The organism is Chloroflexaceae bacterium, from assembly GCA_025057155.1.
Taxonomy (GTDB): domain Bacteria; phylum Chloroflexota; class Chloroflexia; order Chloroflexales; family Chloroflexaceae; genus JACAEO01.
Map to the genome: position 1 here is coordinate 1 of JANWYD010000010.1, position 15,219 is coordinate 15,219.

General features: G+C 63.5%; 14 protein-coding genes. 5 read left to right on the forward strand and 9 right to left on the reverse strand.

The annotated features are described in order from the left end of the window. Nucleotides 1–3: 3 nt before the first annotated feature. The 3 genes from NZU74_10540 to NZU74_10550 all read right to left on the reverse strand — a co-directional run bounded on the left by NZU74_10540 (nucleotide 4) and on the right by NZU74_10550 (nucleotide 1,088). Nucleotides 4–180 carry a hypothetical protein gene (locus NZU74_10540; GenBank protein ID MCS6881762.1) on the reverse strand — a complete coding sequence of 59 codons (177 nt, stop codon included), beginning with the start codon at nucleotides 178–180 and terminating at the stop codon, nucleotides 4–6. Between the two features lie 102 nt (nucleotides 181–282). Next, nucleotides 283–495 (reverse strand): helix-turn-helix domain-containing protein, encoded by a 213-nt coding sequence (locus NZU74_10545; protein MCS6881763.1) that lies wholly within the window; start codon nucleotides 493–495, stop codon nucleotides 283–285. A 269-nt stretch (nucleotides 496–764) separates the two neighbouring features. Beyond that, a complete protein-coding gene (locus tag NZU74_10550) occupies nucleotides 765–1,088 on the reverse strand; it encodes a hypothetical protein (protein MCS6881764.1) in 324 nt (107 codons plus the stop codon). Between the two features lie 201 nt (nucleotides 1,089–1,289). On the opposite strand from NZU74_10550, the gene NZU74_10555 reads away from it, so the two are divergent. Next, a complete protein-coding gene (locus tag NZU74_10555; protein MCS6881765.1) occupies nucleotides 1,290–1,505 on the forward strand; it encodes a hypothetical protein in 216 nt (71 codons plus the stop codon). On the opposite strand, the gene NZU74_10560 is transcribed toward NZU74_10555, so the two are convergent. From NZU74_10560 to NZU74_10580, 5 genes are all read right to left on the reverse strand, one after another. Further along, nucleotides 1,502–1,999 carry a hypothetical protein gene (locus tag NZU74_10560; protein ID MCS6881766.1) on the reverse strand — a complete coding sequence of 166 codons (498 nt, stop codon included), beginning with the start codon at nucleotides 1,997–1,999 and terminating at the stop codon, nucleotides 1,502–1,504. The genes NZU74_10555 and NZU74_10560 overlap by 4 nt on opposite strands. A gap of 57 nt (nucleotides 2,000–2,056) precedes the next feature. After that, a complete protein-coding gene (locus NZU74_10565; protein ID MCS6881767.1) occupies nucleotides 2,057–2,251 on the reverse strand; it encodes a hypothetical protein in 195 nt (64 codons plus the stop codon). A 42-nt stretch (nucleotides 2,252–2,293) separates the two neighbouring features. Beyond that, nucleotides 2,294–2,767 carry a hypothetical protein gene (locus NZU74_10570; GenBank protein ID MCS6881768.1) on the reverse strand — a complete coding sequence of 158 codons (474 nt, stop codon included), beginning with the start codon at nucleotides 2,765–2,767 and terminating at the stop codon, nucleotides 2,294–2,296. Between the two features lie 181 nt (nucleotides 2,768–2,948). After that, a complete protein-coding gene (locus NZU74_10575; GenBank protein MCS6881769.1) occupies nucleotides 2,949–3,425 on the reverse strand; it encodes a hypothetical protein in 477 nt (158 codons plus the stop codon). Between the two features lie 786 nt (nucleotides 3,426–4,211). Continuing rightward, nucleotides 4,212–7,490, reverse strand: a complete 3,279-nt coding sequence (locus NZU74_10580) for an alpha/beta fold hydrolase (GenBank protein ID MCS6881770.1) — start codon at nucleotides 7,488–7,490, stop codon at nucleotides 4,212–4,214. 535 nt (nucleotides 7,491–8,025) lie between these two features. Between NZU74_10580 and NZU74_10585 the strand changes: the two genes are divergently transcribed. Further along, complete coding sequence (locus NZU74_10585) at nucleotides 8,026–8,901, forward strand: helix-turn-helix transcriptional regulator (GenBank protein ID MCS6881771.1); 876 nt, start codon at nucleotides 8,026–8,028, stop codon at nucleotides 8,899–8,901. A gap of 627 nt (nucleotides 8,902–9,528) precedes the next feature. Next, nucleotides 9,529–10,287, forward strand: a complete 759-nt coding sequence (locus NZU74_10590) for a tetratricopeptide repeat protein (protein MCS6881772.1) — start codon at nucleotides 9,529–9,531, stop codon at nucleotides 10,285–10,287. Between the two features lie 51 nt (nucleotides 10,288–10,338). Here NZU74_10590 and NZU74_10595 read toward each other — a convergent pair whose 3' ends face one another. Then, on the reverse strand, nucleotides 10,339–11,220 hold the full coding sequence (locus NZU74_10595; protein MCS6881773.1) for an alpha/beta hydrolase: 882 nt from the start codon (nucleotides 11,218–11,220) through the stop codon (nucleotides 10,339–10,341). Between the two features lie 409 nt (nucleotides 11,221–11,629). Here NZU74_10595 and NZU74_10600 point away from each other — a divergent pair, with 409 nt between their 5' ends. Beyond that, nucleotides 11,630–12,712, forward strand: a complete 1,083-nt coding sequence (locus tag NZU74_10600) for a TAXI family TRAP transporter solute-binding subunit (protein MCS6881774.1) — start codon at nucleotides 11,630–11,632, stop codon at nucleotides 12,710–12,712. Nucleotides 12,713–12,871: 159 nt separating this feature from the next. Continuing rightward, complete coding sequence (locus tag NZU74_10605; GenBank protein MCS6881775.1) at nucleotides 12,872–15,061, forward strand: TRAP transporter permease; 2,190 nt, start codon at nucleotides 12,872–12,874, stop codon at nucleotides 15,059–15,061. The last annotated feature ends 158 nt before the right edge of the window (nucleotides 15,062–15,219 follow it).

A 15,219-nucleotide genomic window follows, 5' to 3' on the forward strand; every position in this document is an offset into this window, starting at 1 on the left:
AACCTAGTCGCGGTGGAGCGCCTTGAGTTTCGCGGCGACCTCCTTCCGCGTTTCGCCATAGATGACCTTGCGCATGCGCTTACCGTTGATAAAGCCAAGGTCAACAGAGGCGCACCACTTGCCGTCGCTCTCTCGCTGATAGATCGCCCCTTCCCCATTCCCTCTGCGTTTGCCGCTCATAGCAATCTCCTCCAGCGTGATTTCACCTGTTAAAGTGTAGTACAAGTGTGCGTATAATCAAGCGTGCATCCAGAAACCGCAGCGCCTAGCTTGTGCAGCACATCAAAGGTCGATTTTGGTCTGCCGCTCGACCCACGCGCGCAGCGCGGCGACCGGAATGCGCCGGGCGGCGCCGCGCCGGACCGACGGCAGTTCGCCGGAGTCAAGCATCTCGTAGATCGTCGAACGGCTCAGGCTCAGGATGCGGGCGGCTTCTTCGACCCGCACCAGCAGCGGCTCGATGGGCGGTTGCTCCTGCAGTTTCTCGGCGGTCATACCGGCTCCTTTCTCGAAAGGTCTCAACACTCAACGGGTCCTCAGCAAGGTCTCAACGCCGTTCATGGCGTTCTCAAGCGATAGCTGGATTGTGTTGAGACCTTTGACCTCGATCCTGGTAGGACTCACGCGCGCGCACGCGCGCACGCGCGCATGAGTCGCAGGCCATCCGAAGGTCTCAGCGCTCAACGCACGGTCTCTGCGGCGTCGGGACGCGCCACGCGCCGTTGAGACCCGGTTGAGACCCCGCTGAGACCCTAGCGAAGGTCTCAACATTCCTCGTCCTCCTCCGCTCCAGCCAAGACTGAACGCGCGATGCAGATGGCAGCAGCCGTCGCGCGGTGCGGCGCGCCCATCATTTTGGAGGGCCGCCCATCCAGCGACCGGATCAGCCCAAGGCGCAGCCAGGCGCGTCCGTAGATCTGCACAGCGCTCCGGCCGACCCGGCTCTCGAAGGGCGGCGTGCCGGTGGGCACGCGCCAGTACGGCTCGTCCGTCTTGCGGTAGGCGACGATCTCCCCGCGCAGACGCCGCAGCACCCAGCCGGGGGTGCTCTGCGCGTCCTCGTCGCATTGCGCCAGCAGCGTCCGCACGCGCTCAAACGCCTCCAGCGCCGGATCGGTTCGCTCCTGCCCGACGGTCAGCAGGCCAGTCCACTGCGGAAGTAGCGCGTCCAGCGCTGGCGCAGGTGCCCCCAGCCGACGAGGAGCGGGAAGAAAACAAGCGCCAGCAGCGCGGGATCGAGTGCGCCGCTGCCCGCAAAGTCGCTCTAGGCATCTTGCCAGAGGAACCGTGTGCGCTCCGCCAGCCACCAGCAGAGGACGCTCAGCAGCAGCAGGCGCACCAGCGGCGTCAGCGGCGATCAGCGTTTACCCGCCCGCCGCACGCCCCAGACCGTCGCCGGAAGCGCCAGCAGTATCATGGCAGGATCGACGACGACCGGCACATCGCTCCAGAACCGCAGCCACGAATCCGTCTACAGCGCGCGGGTGCGATCGGCGATCAGCTAGAGGATCGCGCCGTTGAGCAGTTGGTTGGGCAGCGCAAAGATGCGGGGCCAGCGCAGACTCACCCGGCTCCAAGTCCAGAGCGACGCGGGCGCGACGGCAATCACCACGAACGGCATCGTTGCCACGGCTGTTCCCGCCGTCCAGTGGTGCCAAGCATCGCGCCAGAACGGCTGATACTGGTAGGCAGTCAGGCTGAGCGCCCCGCCCAGCAACAGCAGATTGGCGGCGAAAAACGGCGTGGGCCAGCGCTTCTGCCCCTCGAACCAGAGCCAGACCAGCAGCGGCGCGGCGGCAATCAGAACTCCCGGCGCGGGCAACAGCGGCAGCGGCTCAGTCCATTGCGCCCATAGCGGTATCCAGCCGGTCCAGACTCGCGTCATCACAAAGGCGAGGATCAGCCCGAACCCCATCAGGTCGATCACGCGGAACACCCGCGGATAGCGGCGCATGCCCACGCTCATGATCAGCATCACCACCGGCGCCGTGCCAAGCACGAGGGCCAGATCGCCGATGAGCGGCAGGTCGCGGGTAAGCTCGCTCCAGACCGATTGCTAGGCGTCGCGGGTCAGGCGCGCAACCAGCCAGAGCGCGCTGCCGAAGAGCAACGCATTGAGCGGGAGAAAGAGAAGCGGCAGGCGACTCGTGAGCCGGAACCAGCCCCAGAAACCGGGAACCAGCAGCGCGCCGGAGAGCTGCACTGCCCCATCAGAGCCTGCGAGCGCCAGAGTGCCGGCAACGAGCGCCATCCCGGTGACGCGCTTGAGGGCGAGACACAGCCGCGGCTTGCGCTACTCGCGTCCCGTCCATATCTTATAGCACAGAAGGAGGACTGATCCAATAAAAAGAACATACCCACCAACAGTAACATTACCAGTCAAACAGATAGCTAGGAAAAACATGAAAACAACGACGTTTGCGATCGCGTCATCACTTCCCGATGCTCGATACCGCGGGGGTACGGGTACGTGGTTGCTATCAGTCGCGTCATCACTTCCCGATGCTCCGCATGCGCCAATACTGAAAGCCGTCGGCGAGTCTCGCCGGCGCCGGTAGAGCAGCTGGCCATCGACGCTATGAATGGGCGAGCCCCACAGATCGCGGGCTTGTTCAGGACCAAAGAAGCCGTGTTTGATGTTTGGCTCGCCCCAGAAGTCGAGGTCTCTCTTGTGACCCATAAAGCCAAAGTAGGGCACATATCTGCCCTGCCAATCTCTGTAGTACAGCCTGCCGGATGCATCGATCAGGACATCATCATCAGCCATCCTGCACCTCCGTGGAGAGATTTGGCCGCTCTGGGCCGATGTAGCGCCTGAGAACACGGATTTCCACAGATCGCGACGGTTTCGCACGGATCGAGGGCTATCCACCACCCGCCGATCCGTAGCAATCCGTCACATCTGTGCGAATCCGTGACCCCCTCATCATGCTCGCTTCAATGCCACGCTACCGCGCCGTCAGCGGCAGATAGATCGGCCACGCTAGCCGCCACGTCACCAACGACGACCGGTTGGCGACGTTGTCATCGGCGAAGGCGTAGACCACCGGCATCTGCGTCGCATCAACGACGAACGGCGCCGTGTAGAGCTGGAAGGCCATCCCGTCGAGCGAGTAGAGCAGTTGCTTCACCCCAGCGCCGCTATCGGCTGCGGTGATCGTCACCATTTTGGCAGCGAGCGGACCCGCGGCGCTGATCGCCACCATGGGCGCATCGAGGTCATTGGTGGCGGCGCCGGTGACCTCGACTGTGGGCGGAACCCCGGTCTCGAACGTCCCATCGCTATCGGTGTCGGCGCGCAGCGGTTCGATGCCCTGCGGAGTGATGCGGAGCTGGAGTTGTGTGCCGGATGCGAAGTTAATGTCGAGATACCTAGTAGCTGCAGTCGTTGTATTGGCATTCCCGCGACGATAATTGATAATCAACGGGTTCGTATCGATATTGATTGTAGCAGTATAGATTTGATCAGACGGAAGAATGAACAGGAATGATATCTCTACTTGACGGTAGAGAGTCACCTCTGGCACGGGAAGGCTCAATGTGCCGCTCAGCGTATCAGTAGTGTTTCCATTGACATCGCTGATAGTCGCGCGATCCGTGCCAATAATCTCAAGATAGTTCGCGGGGAGACTTTCCGGAAGGTCTTGAACGCTGCTGGTGATAACCACAGACTGTTGTGGGGGTTGGAGCGAACAAGATCCGCTACCTTGCAAAGCAACAAGAATGCACCTCTGTACCGCGGGGTTAGCCGTCATCCCCATATGCTCAGCATCACCATCACCAGCTTGTTCACGGACGATCCAGAGCGTGGCCGTGGGATGGGATCATTGAGATTAGAACGCGCTATACGCGTCGCACTGAGGGGAGGAACAGTATTGTCACCTCGAGTTGGAAGAGTCTCAAACTGCTGGATTATCTTGCATTCGCCGAGACCAGAGTTAAGGCATCTTTCAGTCGCGCGTACTTGGCCGATTGTATTATCGATTTCTTCGAGTCCGATAATATGGAAGTAGCGGATCCCTTTCCCGCTCAGGCGCCAATCATCCTGATCGAGGGTATGGAAGGCTCGATTGATTGTTCTTGGATTATTGGGGTATCTTCTATTGACAAAGTTGACGAAATCTTCATACGAAACAAACGTGTCGTAGGCAGTACCATTACCATTGATGTTCCAGCCATTCTCAATAAACGGACGTCCGCCAAGGGTAAAATTAATGTTCGCTGGGTAATAGCTGAGCGACTGCAGGCGATGCCTGTGCGATGCCTCTCAATGCCAACCGCTGTTTCCAAAGGGGGATATCATCAAAGATATGACCAGTTTCAAGCGTATATATCGTCTTAGGCGCTCCAAGCCAAGGTGATCCAATCGAGACAAGCGTAGCGACTAGTGGATTGGGGAATTGAGCGATATAGCGTCGAGCAATCAATCCTCCCATGCTGTGCGCCAGAATATCCACCTTTTCGGCGCCAGTCAGTTCTTTGATACATGTTATGAACTGACTCAGGTTAGCTATATTAACATCATTATTCTGGCGCCAATCGTAGGCAAAGACGAATAGGGTGATATCGGTCTGGCGCTCTGACCTTGCTTGTTGACACCGCTCGAGCGGTGTACGGGTAAAGTCGGGCGGGTATTCCTTGTAGCCTGCGGTTTCGGTCAGGTAAGTATGCAGGCTCTGGTACGGGTTCATTGGACTGCCAGTCATGTATGTTGCAATTATGTCGGGTGCGTGGATATTCTCGATCAGGTTGCGCGTCGAAGAGGGGTCTCTAGGCATCTCCGCAACCCATAGTTCCCTTTGGGAGGTTGTGTGGTAAAGTCTACTTCCCATAATCCCCGGAATAAAGATCAGCGGACGCCAAGACACTCCCTCGCCCCGCACCACCACCTCGACCCAGAACGGATCGCCGAACAGCCCATTCGGACCCCGCAGCCGATAGGTCGCGCGGTAGGTTCCCGGCGTGGCCGGCGCGGTGAACGTCGCCCCCACCTCGACGGTCGCGCCGGCCGCGCCAGAGATGGGGAAGGTTGCCGGGCCGTAGTCGCCGCTAATGCGCTCAGCCTGGTAGCCACTCCAACTAGTCGTGCCGCAGTTTTGCAGCCGCCAGCGCTTCGCGAAGACCTGCCCCGGATTGACCGCCGTGCCGTCGGGGTAGTTCACATCGGCGACAAAGCGGGCGCAGGGTGTGACGACGCCCCCGCCCGATCCCACCACTGTCACCGGCACGGAGCTGTAACCGGCAGAGCCGTCGCCAAGCTGTCCTTCCCAGTTGACGCCCCAGCAGCGTGCTGTCCCATCCCGCAGCAGCGCGCAGGTGTGATACTCACCTGCCGTAATTGCGGCCGCGTCGCTCAACCCACTGACCGTTACTGGCGTCCGATAATCGGTCGTCGTGCCGTCGCCGAGCTGGCCGTACCAGTTGGCGCCCCAGCAGCGCGCCGTGCCATCGGTCAATACCGCACAGGTGTGCCGGTTGCCCGCCGCGATAGCGATGGCCCCGCTCAACCCGCTGACCGCCACTGGCGTCTGTGGCAAGACCCACCTGTCGCCGCCATCGCCAAGCTGTCCTTCCCAGTTGGAGCCCCAGCAGCGCGCCGTGCCGTCGCGCAACAGCGCGCAGGTGTGGTATTCACCCGCCGTAATGGTGACCGCGCCACTCAACCCGCTCACCGCCACTGGTGTCGGGCGGCTGCCCGTCGTGCCGTTGCCGAGCTGGCCATAGTCGTTGGCGCCCCAGCAGCGCGCGGTGCCGTCGCCCAGCAGCGCGCAGGTGTGCCTCCGTCCTGCCGTAATGGCGACCGCGCCGCTCAACCCGCTCACCGCCACCGGCGTCAGGCGATTGGTTGTCGTGCCGTCGCCAAGCTGTCCTTCCCAGTTGTAGCCCCAGCAGCGCGCCGTACCGTCGGTCAACACCGCACAGGTGTGAGCGCCGCCCGCCGCGATAGCGACCGCGCCGCTCAACTCGCTCACCGCCACTGGCGTCAGGCGATAGTAGATCGTTGTGCCATCGCCGAGCTGGCCATAGTCGTTGGCACCCCAGCAGCGCGCTGTCCCATCCCGCAACAGCGCGCAGGTGTGATCCCAGCCAGCTGCGATGGCAACTGCACTGTTCAACCCGTTGACCGCCACTGGCATTGGGCGATCAGTCGTCGTAATGTCGCCGAGCTGGCCGGAGTCGTTGCGCCCCCAGCAGCGCGCCGTATCGTCGCGCAGCAGCGCGCAGGTGTGCCTCTCGCCCGCCACGATAGCGACGGCCCCGTTCAACCCGCTCACCGCCACTGGCGTCAGGCGTCTGTCCGACGCGCCGTTGCCGAGTTGACCAAAGGAGTTGTAGCCCCAGCAGCGCGCCGCGCCGTCGTTTAGCAGCGCGCAGGTGTGTTCCCCGCCCGCCGCGATGGCGACCGCGCCGCTCAACCCGCTGACCGCCACCGGCGTCAACCGGCCGCTCGTCGTGCCGTCACCGAGCTGGCCATACTCGTTGGCGCCCCAGCAGAGCGTTGTGCCGTCGCCCAACACCGCGCAGGTATGAATCGATCCTGCCGTGATGGCGACCGCGCCGCTCAGCCCGCTTACCGCCGCTGGCGTCGGGCGATAGTAGATCGTCACGCCGTCGCCGAGCTGCCCAGATAAGTTGCTACCCCAGCAGCGCGCCGCGCCGTTGCGTAGCAGCGCGCAGGTGTGCGCGCCGCCCGCCGCGAGGGCGACCGTGCCGCTCAACCCGCTGACCGCCGCTGGCGTCAGGCGATTGGTTGCCGTGCCGTCGCCAAGCTGGCCGGAGTCGTTACGCCCCCAGCAGCGCGCCGTACCGTCGCCCAGCGGCGCACAGGTGTGAGAGCCGCCCGCTGTGATAGCGACCGCGCCGCTTAACCCGCTCACTGCCATCGGCGTCCAGCGGTCGGTCGTCGTGCCATCGCCGAGCTGGCCATAGTCGTTGTCGCCCCAGCAGCGCGCCGTGCCGTCGTTTAGCAGCGCGCAAGTGTGATTGTTACCTGCCGTGATGGCGACTGCGCTGCTCAGCCCGCTCACTGCCACCGGCGTCAGGCGATTGGTTGTCGTACCATCGCCGAGCTGGCCGTAGTAGTTGGCGCCCCAGCAGCGGGCCGTGCCATCGCTTAGCAGCGCGCAGGTGTGCGCGTCGCCTGCTGCAATGGCGACCGCGCCGTTCACCCCGCTCACTGCCACCGGCGTCAGGCGATTGGTTGCCGTGCCGTCGCCGAGCTGATCAGCCCGGTTGGCGCCCCAGCAATAGACGAGACCCGCGTTCGTCAATCCACAGGTGTGATTTGCGCCCGCCTCGATCTGCACGAAACTGATCGTCTGCGTCGTCACGATGTGCTGCAGCGCCGTCGCTGGCGGTTCATCGCTCTCCGTTGCCGCTGGCGCCGCTGCTGCCGTCGGCGCACCGGCGGGCAGCGGAGATGGCGTGGCGAATGCGGTGAGCACGAGCACGAGCAGTAGTATGGCAGCGCATACAGCGGAACGGCGCATGGCGAACCTCCTCGGGAAGATCGTCGCTCATTTGCGGGTGGCGCGTGTGAACATCGTGATGCGAGCACGGATTGCCACGGATGCGACGGATCCCCACGGATCTGCCGGTGATGGAAGGCGACCAATCCGCGACGATCCGTCTCGATCTGCCCGAATCCGTGGGCTTCCAGGCGCCCACAGACTGCCCGCCTCCCCCCTGCACCCGAACACCGTGCTATACTATATGCTCAACACACATATGTGCCATTACTGGATTTCTTTCAAAGGCAGACGCAAAGGTTCAACGTCGCGCAATCCATACTTTTTACCTTTGCGTCTGTGCGTCAACCTTTCTCATGCAACCCTTCAGGCGGCTGCACAGGCGTATGCAGATGCCGACCAGCTTCGCTCGTGCTGGAAGCAGTCATCTCTGCAGCGTCCTCCGACTCGTTGCAGCGGCAATCGGCGCTGTGATCATACCATCGAGACTTGTAGAGGAAATGACAAGGTTTTCACCTGTCGTTTCAGAAATTGAAACAGCGCGAGGAGGGGACGGATGCCGGGCGCTCACCATGCGGCTGGCGCCCTGTTGCGCCAGCTCCGATGCCGGCGCGGTCTCACGCTGCGTCAGGCGGCCGGGCTGCTCTCGAGTTCGCCAGGGGCGCTGTCGCGCAAAGAACGCGGCATTGACGCCGTCGGACGTCACGACGTGATCGCCGCTATCACCGCCTACCAGTTGAGCCCCTGGGAGGCGTATGATCTCTGGCTCCTCGCCGGGTATCTGCCGGAACCGGCCCATTCTCCGGCGCGCCTGGGCGATGTCCGCGCCTTCGCCCAGCCGCTCCTGCTCCGGATGACGTTCCCGGCCTTTATCGTGGATGCGCTCGGGTATCTGCTGGCGTGGAACGCGGGGTTCGAGGCGATCTGGCAGCCGAGTCAGGCCGGGCCAGGGCGCATCCATATGGTCGGCGCGCTGTTCGCGCCGCGCCAGCGCGCCCGGCTGGACACGCTGTGGGAAGCGTATGTGCTCCAGGCGCTGCAGGTGTTTTACCGGCGCACCCGCCTCATCGCGCACGATCCAGCGTTCCTCGCGCTGCTGGCGGATATCCAGGCGCAGTACGCCGAATTTGAGCCGCTCTGGAAAGAAGCCCAACATCGCGCCATCGGCGTGGCGTCCGTGCCGCTCATCGAGCGCACGGTGGTTATCGTGCCGCACGACAGCCCTGCAGGGTCAATCGAGTATCTGGCGCTCCAGAGCGTTGTGCAGCTCCCGCAACCGTATGAACTATTCGTCTATGTGCCGTTTGGTCAGGAGAGCGAGCGGCGCTATGATCACTTTCGCGCGTTGATGGGACCGCAGCGCGTCTATTTCGCCGAGGCTGCTGAGAGGCTTGAGCAGACCACATCACGGGAACGGACGCATGAGCTGTGAAACTGTCCGTTGCGGCAGCTTTTCTCGAAACGGTTAACGCGAAGACGCAAAGCGCCGCAATCGCTGTTCCAGCACGCCGCCATCCCCGCTTGCGCGCTGTCGCCTGAGCGTGATACAACTGGCGTTATCTGTTCGTCATCGCAGCAGCGGCGGCCACAGCAGACATTGACGTCCGGCAGGGTGTGCCTCGACTGTGGTCTCGCACGCGTATGAGGCAGCGGCGGCCACAGCAGACATTGACGTCCGGCAGGGGCGTGCGTCAGATTGACGCAGTTTCGTCGCGGGGGTTTCTCTATCTCCTGGTCGGTGGAGGGATCGCCGACAGCTCCGCTGCCGTTCTGAGGAAGGGCGAGGAAACGGGGTTTTCCCACATCCCGGCCTTCTCAGGTGTAGGTTTTTCCGGCGCCTCCTCGCGTCACATGCGCCATCCGAGGCATTGGGACGCCCAACTTCCCCCTCTCCACCGTAGGTGGAGAGGGGGGCAGGGGGGTGAGGATCGGAAGCGCATTGGAATGCCGAAAACCCCTGCTCGCCCGAAAAACCCTACACCTGAGAGACTTCCCGGCCCCCCGGGAAACAGACTGTCACGCAACCCTCCGGGTTGCGCGATCATCACAAGGAACAGCAATGCAAACACCACCCAGAGAGCAGGCCGACGCCCTGATTGTCCAGGGGCGCGCGTTGTTGGAGCAGGGGGACCTGGCCCGGGCCACCGACCTGTTGAACCAGGCGGTGCGCCTCTACTGGGCCGCGGGTGAACAGTACGCCGCCGCGGCGCAGATCGGCAACTACGGGTGGGCCCTGCGCCGCAAAGGGCGCCCGGACCTGGCGCGCCCCTACCTGGAGCAGGCCGCCGCCCTGTTCGAGCAGCTCGGTCTGCAGGACTTCGCCGAGCGCCACCGCTTCGCCGCCGAGGACGTCAATCCCGGGGTCACCGAAGAGTTGCTGACCAGCCTGCCGCCCGCAGTGCGCGGGGCGCTGGAGCGGGGCGACGGCGCGGGCCTGCAGGTCGCCCTCGACGCCCTGCCGTTCGCCGAGCGCAACCTGGTGCTTGAGCGGCTCACCGCCGCCGGCGTGATTGCCCCGCTTGACGGCGATGACGCTGACAGTCGCGAGGAGGCGCTGCGGCAGTTCGAGCCGCTGCTTCAGGGCATCGCCGCAGTGGCCCGCGGCGACGTTGGCGAACGAGCCGAGGTGGAACTGGCGCTGCGCGACATCGAGCGTAAGGGCTGGCGCCTGCGCCGGGCCGCCGAGCGGATCTGGGCCGGCGAACGAAGCCTGGACCGGCTCAGCGAGGACCTGGACAACCTGGATCGCGCCCTGGTCGAGCGCGTTCTCGCCATCCTCGATGAGGGCCAGGTCGCGCCGCCACGCCCTTTCGGGTGACAGGGGAGTTTTCTGGGAGGTCTTCCCCCTCCCATCGCGCGTGGCGCGAGTTCAGGCTTCCAGAAAAAACCCCCGCAGTTCCGCGCAGGTCTCCTCGGGCGCCTCTTCGGCCAGGTAGTGGCCGCAGGGCAACCCGCGACCCCGCACATCGGTCGCGCGCTCGCGCCAGATGCCCAGGACATCGTACTTCTTCCCAACAAAACCGTTCACTCCCCACAGCACCAGCAAGGGGCAGGCGAGCCTGCGTTGCAGGTCGGCAGCGTCGTGAACCAGGTCAATGCTCGCCGCGGCGCGGTAGTCCTCGCAGGTGGCGTGGATGGTGGCCGGGTCGCGGAAGCAGCGCAGGTATTCGGCCAGCGCCGCTTCGGTGAACGCGCCCGGATTGCGCGACCAGCGGGCGATCTTGGCGCGCAGGTAGTACTCCGGGTCGGCGCCGATCAGCCGCTCCGGCAGATCGTAAGGCTGGCTGAGGAAGAACCAGTGGTAGTAGGCGTCCCCGAACTCCTTATCGGCGGTGGCAAACATCGTGGAGGTGGGGACAATATCGAGCACGGCGGCGCGGGTGACCCGTTCGGGGTAATCGAGACACAGGCGGTGGGTCACGCGGGCGCCGCGGTCATGGCCGGCCACGGCGAAGCGCTCGAAACCCAGCGCGGTCATCAATTCCGCCACGTCGCGGGCCATGGCGCGTTTGCTGTAGGTCACGTGCTCAGGGTCGCCGGGAGGCTTGTCGCTATCCCCATAGCCGCGCAGATCAGGCGCGATCACCGTAAAATCGGCAGCCAGAGAGGGAGCGATCTTGTGCCACATGGCGTGGGTCTGCGGATAGCCGTGGAGCAGGAGCAGGGGCGGTCCGCCGCCTCCCAGGGCCACGTTGAGGGTAACTTCGGGCACGCGGATGCGCTCCGCGCGGAAATTTGCGAGAATGGTCATCTGTTTACCTTTACGCATTGACTCGTAGCATATATTGTAAGTATAATTCCGGTCATCACCCCGTGGCGCATCTGGGGAGTTACACGAATGGTCTGAGATGAGGGTTTCTGGGAGGGCTTCGCCCTCCCGGACCCTCCCGTTCCAGCGCGTGCCCTATGGGCAACCTCATCGATGCAGTGGATGCGAGGTGCAGCGCGCCCCGACCCTCGCGGGCGGGCAGGCGCCCCGGTGGGCAACATCATCGGCGTGGTGGGCACACGGCGCGACCCTCCCGGATCCTTCCGCTCCAAAACCCGACGGATGCGCCTCCGGTTTCCCCGGCGTAGATCATCTGCTCGCATCCCACAACGTGTGTGGCGATGCGCCGTTATCTCGGTGTCCGCTCCAGGAAGCTCAAGGAGGAAACAAGGTGGTTTCATCGTTCAGAGTCCTGCTGCTGGCCACGCTTGTCGTGCTGGTCGCCGGATGCGGCGGCGCCGCGCCTGCCACCCCGCCCACGACCGCGCCCGCCGCCCAGCCCACGACCGCGCCCGCCGCCCAGCCTACGACCGCGCCCGCTCCGACTGCGCCGCCCCCGGCGAGTGGACAGAAGCTCCGCTACTCCTTCGGCGGCGGCCCCGTCGGCGGGGTGTTCCAGGTCTACGCCGATGTGCTCTCGCTGATCATCGCCGGGGCGGACCCGAACCTTGAACTGACCGCCGAAGGCACCGGCGGCTCGGCCGAGAATCTGCGCAGCGTCAATTCGGGCGACTTTCAGTTCGGCATCGTCTACTCGGGGGACGTGGCGCTGGGCGCCCAGGGCCAGTTGCCGAATGATACGACGAAATACACCAACGTACTGCCGGTGGCCCCGCTTTACGGCGGCGTGATCCATCTAGTGGTCACAAAGAACAGCGGCATCGAGACGGTCAACGATCTTCCCGGCAAACGCATCGCCCTCGGGAACGCCGGTTCGGGCGCGGCGCTTTCTGCCGAGCGCTATCTCAGCCACATGGGTCTGCTCGACAAAGTGAAGGTCGAGTACCTGGGCTACTCGCAGGCTGCCGCCGCGATGGGCGATGGCCAGCTCGACGGCTTCTGGATCCTCGCCGGGTTCCCCAACGCCTCCGTGACCGAGGCGACGACCTATACCGACATTCGCCTGATTGATGTGTACAACCCCGGAGTTGAGAAAGGCTTCTTCGAGGCCTATCCCTTCTACTCGGCCCGCACGCTCGCCGGTGGAGCCTATACCGGCGTGGATGAGGACGTTCCCAGCTTCCAGGATACCGCCCTGTGGGTGGCCAATGCCGACGTGCCTGAAGAGGTGGTGTACAACGCCCTGAAGGCCGTCTTCTCCGACGCGGGGCTTGAGCGCCTGCGCCAGGCCCACCCGTCGGCCCAGGAGGTGCAACTGGAGAAAGGCGTCGAGGGTATCGCCAACCGCCTCCACCCCGGCGCCGTGCGCTTCTGGGAGGAGCAGGGAGTAAAGATCCCTGATGAACTGCGCTAGGCTGAGGAGACGATCCTCATCCTCCCACCGGCCCCCTCCCTCTCCACCTGTGGTGGAGAGGGAGGGCAGCTAGATGAAGCGACGCCACAACAGGAAAAGTCACTTCCCTGTCTGCACCCTGTTCCGTGTCTCTATTCTCAACGAGGAGATCCTGTCGCCATGGCAGAGCAGCACTCCGGCAACCAGCAACCACCCGCCGATGACCCGAAACCAGTGGATACCGGCGCCGCCAGTAGCGCAGACAGCGTTGACGAAGCGACACTACAGAAGCTCAAGGAGTACGACGAACCCTCCACGCGCACGCTGAATCGCTTTTGGGCCACGGTAGTGGCCGTCATCTCCGTCGGGATGGCCGGTTTCTACATCTACACGGCCGGCACGCTTCCGGCGCCGGTGCAGTGGCAGCGGGGCATCTACGTGATGCTGACCTACATTCTCATCCTGCTGCTCTACCCCGCCATTCCCCGACGGAGCCGCGCCCGCCCTCACGTGGAGAGATGGCTCGACCGGCTGCCCGAGTGGCTGCGCGCGCTACTGGCCCCGCGCCATGGCCCCAGCGTCATCGATCTCATCCTGATCGCCCTGACCGTTACGACGGTGGGCTACTACATTCTCAACTTCCGCCAGCTTCAGTTTCGCGCTGGAGCGTACAACGAGACTGATTTCGTCATTGCCGTCATCGGGCTGATCATCTCGCTTGAGATTGCCCGGCGCGTGCTCGGCTGGTCAATGACGATCATCGGCATCGTCTTTATCCTCTACCTGCGCTTTGGCTACGTGCTCTACGATCTGCCTGTGCTGGGGGCCTTCGCCCACCGCGGGCGGACGCCGCAGCGCACCGCCACGACGCTCTTCTTCGACCAGGAGGGCGTATTCGGCGTCATGGCCAACGTGCTGGTCTCCTACGTCATTCTGTTCATCTTCTTTGGGGCCTTTCTGCGCAAGTCGGGGGCGAGCAAGTTCTTCATTGACCTGCCGCTGGCCCTGGCAGGGCGCAGCACTGGCGGCCCGGCCAAGGTGGCGGTGATCTCCTCGGCCCTTTTCGGCTCGATTTCCGGCAGTCCCATCGCCAACACGGTCAGCACCGGCACCTTCACCATCCCCCTGATGAAGAAGGCCGGTTTCCGGCCCCACGTGGCCGGGGCCATCGAACCTGCGGCATCGATCGGCGGTTCGTTCATGCCTCCGGTGATGGGCGCCGGTGCGTTCCTGATGGCTGAATTGACCGCCACGCCTTATCCGACGATTGTGGCGATTTCAATCTTTCCGGCGATCCTCTACTTTCTCTCAGTATTGACGATGGTGCACTTTGAGGCCAAAAAACATGGCCTCAAAGGCGTTGAAATCGACATGCGGGCGATTGACATCCTGCGTAAAGAGTGGTACATGGCCACTCCGCTGCTGGTGATCATCGTGCTGATGCTGATCGGCTACTCACCCGGCTATGCGGCGTTCTGGTCAATTATCTGTTGTGTCGTGCTGATAGCGCTTTCCGCGGAGAACCGTGCCGACCTGCGCAACCCGGCGGCCCTCGGCGGCAACGTGATGCACGCCCTGGGGCGCAGCGCGGTGCGCCTGGTGCGCGATGTGCTTCAGGCCATGCAGGACGGCGTGCGCGATACGCTGGTGATCGGTGCGACCGTCGGCGTGATCGGGATCATTGTCGGAACAATCTACGCCACCGGCATCGGCCAGCGCTTCACGAACATCATTGTCGGACTCAGCGGCGGCAATCTGGTTGTCGCGATCATCCTGATCGGCCTGGCCTCGCTGATCCTGGGCATGGGCGTGCCGGTGACGGCGGCCTACCTGATCACTGCGGTGCTGACGGTGCCGGCCCTCACCGATATGGGCGTGGCTCTGCTCGCCGCTCATATGATCGTCTACTGGTTCAGCCAGGACAGCAATATCACCCCTCCGGTCTGCGTGGCTGCCTATGCCGGAGCGGCCATCGCCAAAGCTGACCCCTGGAAGACCGGGTGGACCTCCTTCAAGTTTGCCAAGTTGCTCTACGTTATGCCCTTCCTGTTCGCCTTTACTCCGGCCATTCTCTTGCTTGGCGAGGGTGGACAACCTCTGAAGGAGCTGGTGTTCCACGATGTGGCTCTGGCGTTCTTCTCAGGCACTATGGGCACACTGGCGTTTTCGGCCGTCTCGATGTTCTTCCTGGTGCGCCGCACCACCTGGTGGGAATGGCTGATCGCCGCCTTTGGCGCCTTCCTCTGCTTCTGGCCCAGCCTGCTGACCGATCTGGTCGGCATCGCCATTGTTGCTGCCGTGTGGTTCTGGCAGTACTATGATGTGCGGCGGCGGAGCGGCGTTCCCGCTCCGGCCCGGCAGACGGGCTGACGCGATTTTGGATTGCCGATTTTGGATTGTGATGCGAAGCCCGCCTTCGCGGGCTATACCGGATTTAATTCTTAATTATTAGTCTGTGAACGAAGTTTCATTGCCTTTCCGCCCCTCTCCCAGCCTCCCCCCGTTGGGGGGAGGGGCCGGACTCCCTC

What these genes read in the sequence shown, in the direction of transcription:
- NZU74_10580 (MCS6881770.1), bottom strand. Translation starts at nt 7,490, where the DNA reads ATGCGCCGTTCCGCTGTATGCGCTGCCATACTACTGCTCGTGCTCGTG.
- NZU74_10585 (MCS6881771.1), top strand. Translation starts at nt 8,026, where the DNA reads ATGCCGGGCGCTCACCATGCGGCTGGCGCCCTGTTGCGCCAGCTCCGA.
- NZU74_10605 (MCS6881775.1), top strand. Translation starts at nt 12,872, where the DNA reads ATGGCAGAGCAGCACTCCGGCAACCAGCAACCACCCGCCGATGACCCG.
- NZU74_10540 (MCS6881762.1), bottom strand. Translation starts at nt 180, where the DNA reads ATGAGCGGCAAACGCAGAGGGAATGGGGAAGGGGCGATCTATCAGCGA.
- NZU74_10570 (MCS6881768.1), bottom strand. Translation starts at nt 2,767, where the DNA reads ATGGCTGATGATGATGTCCTGATCGATGCATCCGGCAGGCTGTACTAC.
- NZU74_10590 (MCS6881772.1), top strand. Translation starts at nt 9,529, where the DNA reads ATGCAAACACCACCCAGAGAGCAGGCCGACGCCCTGATTGTCCAGGGG.
- NZU74_10565 (MCS6881767.1), bottom strand. Translation starts at nt 2,251, where the DNA reads ATGGCGCTCGTTGCCGGCACTCTGGCGCTCGCAGGCTCTGATGGGGCA.
- NZU74_10545 (MCS6881763.1), bottom strand. Translation starts at nt 495, where the DNA reads ATGACCGCCGAGAAACTGCAGGAGCAACCGCCCATCGAGCCGCTGCTG.
- NZU74_10595 (MCS6881773.1), bottom strand. Translation starts at nt 11,220, where the DNA reads ATGACCATTCTCGCAAATTTCCGCGCGGAGCGCATCCGCGTGCCCGAA.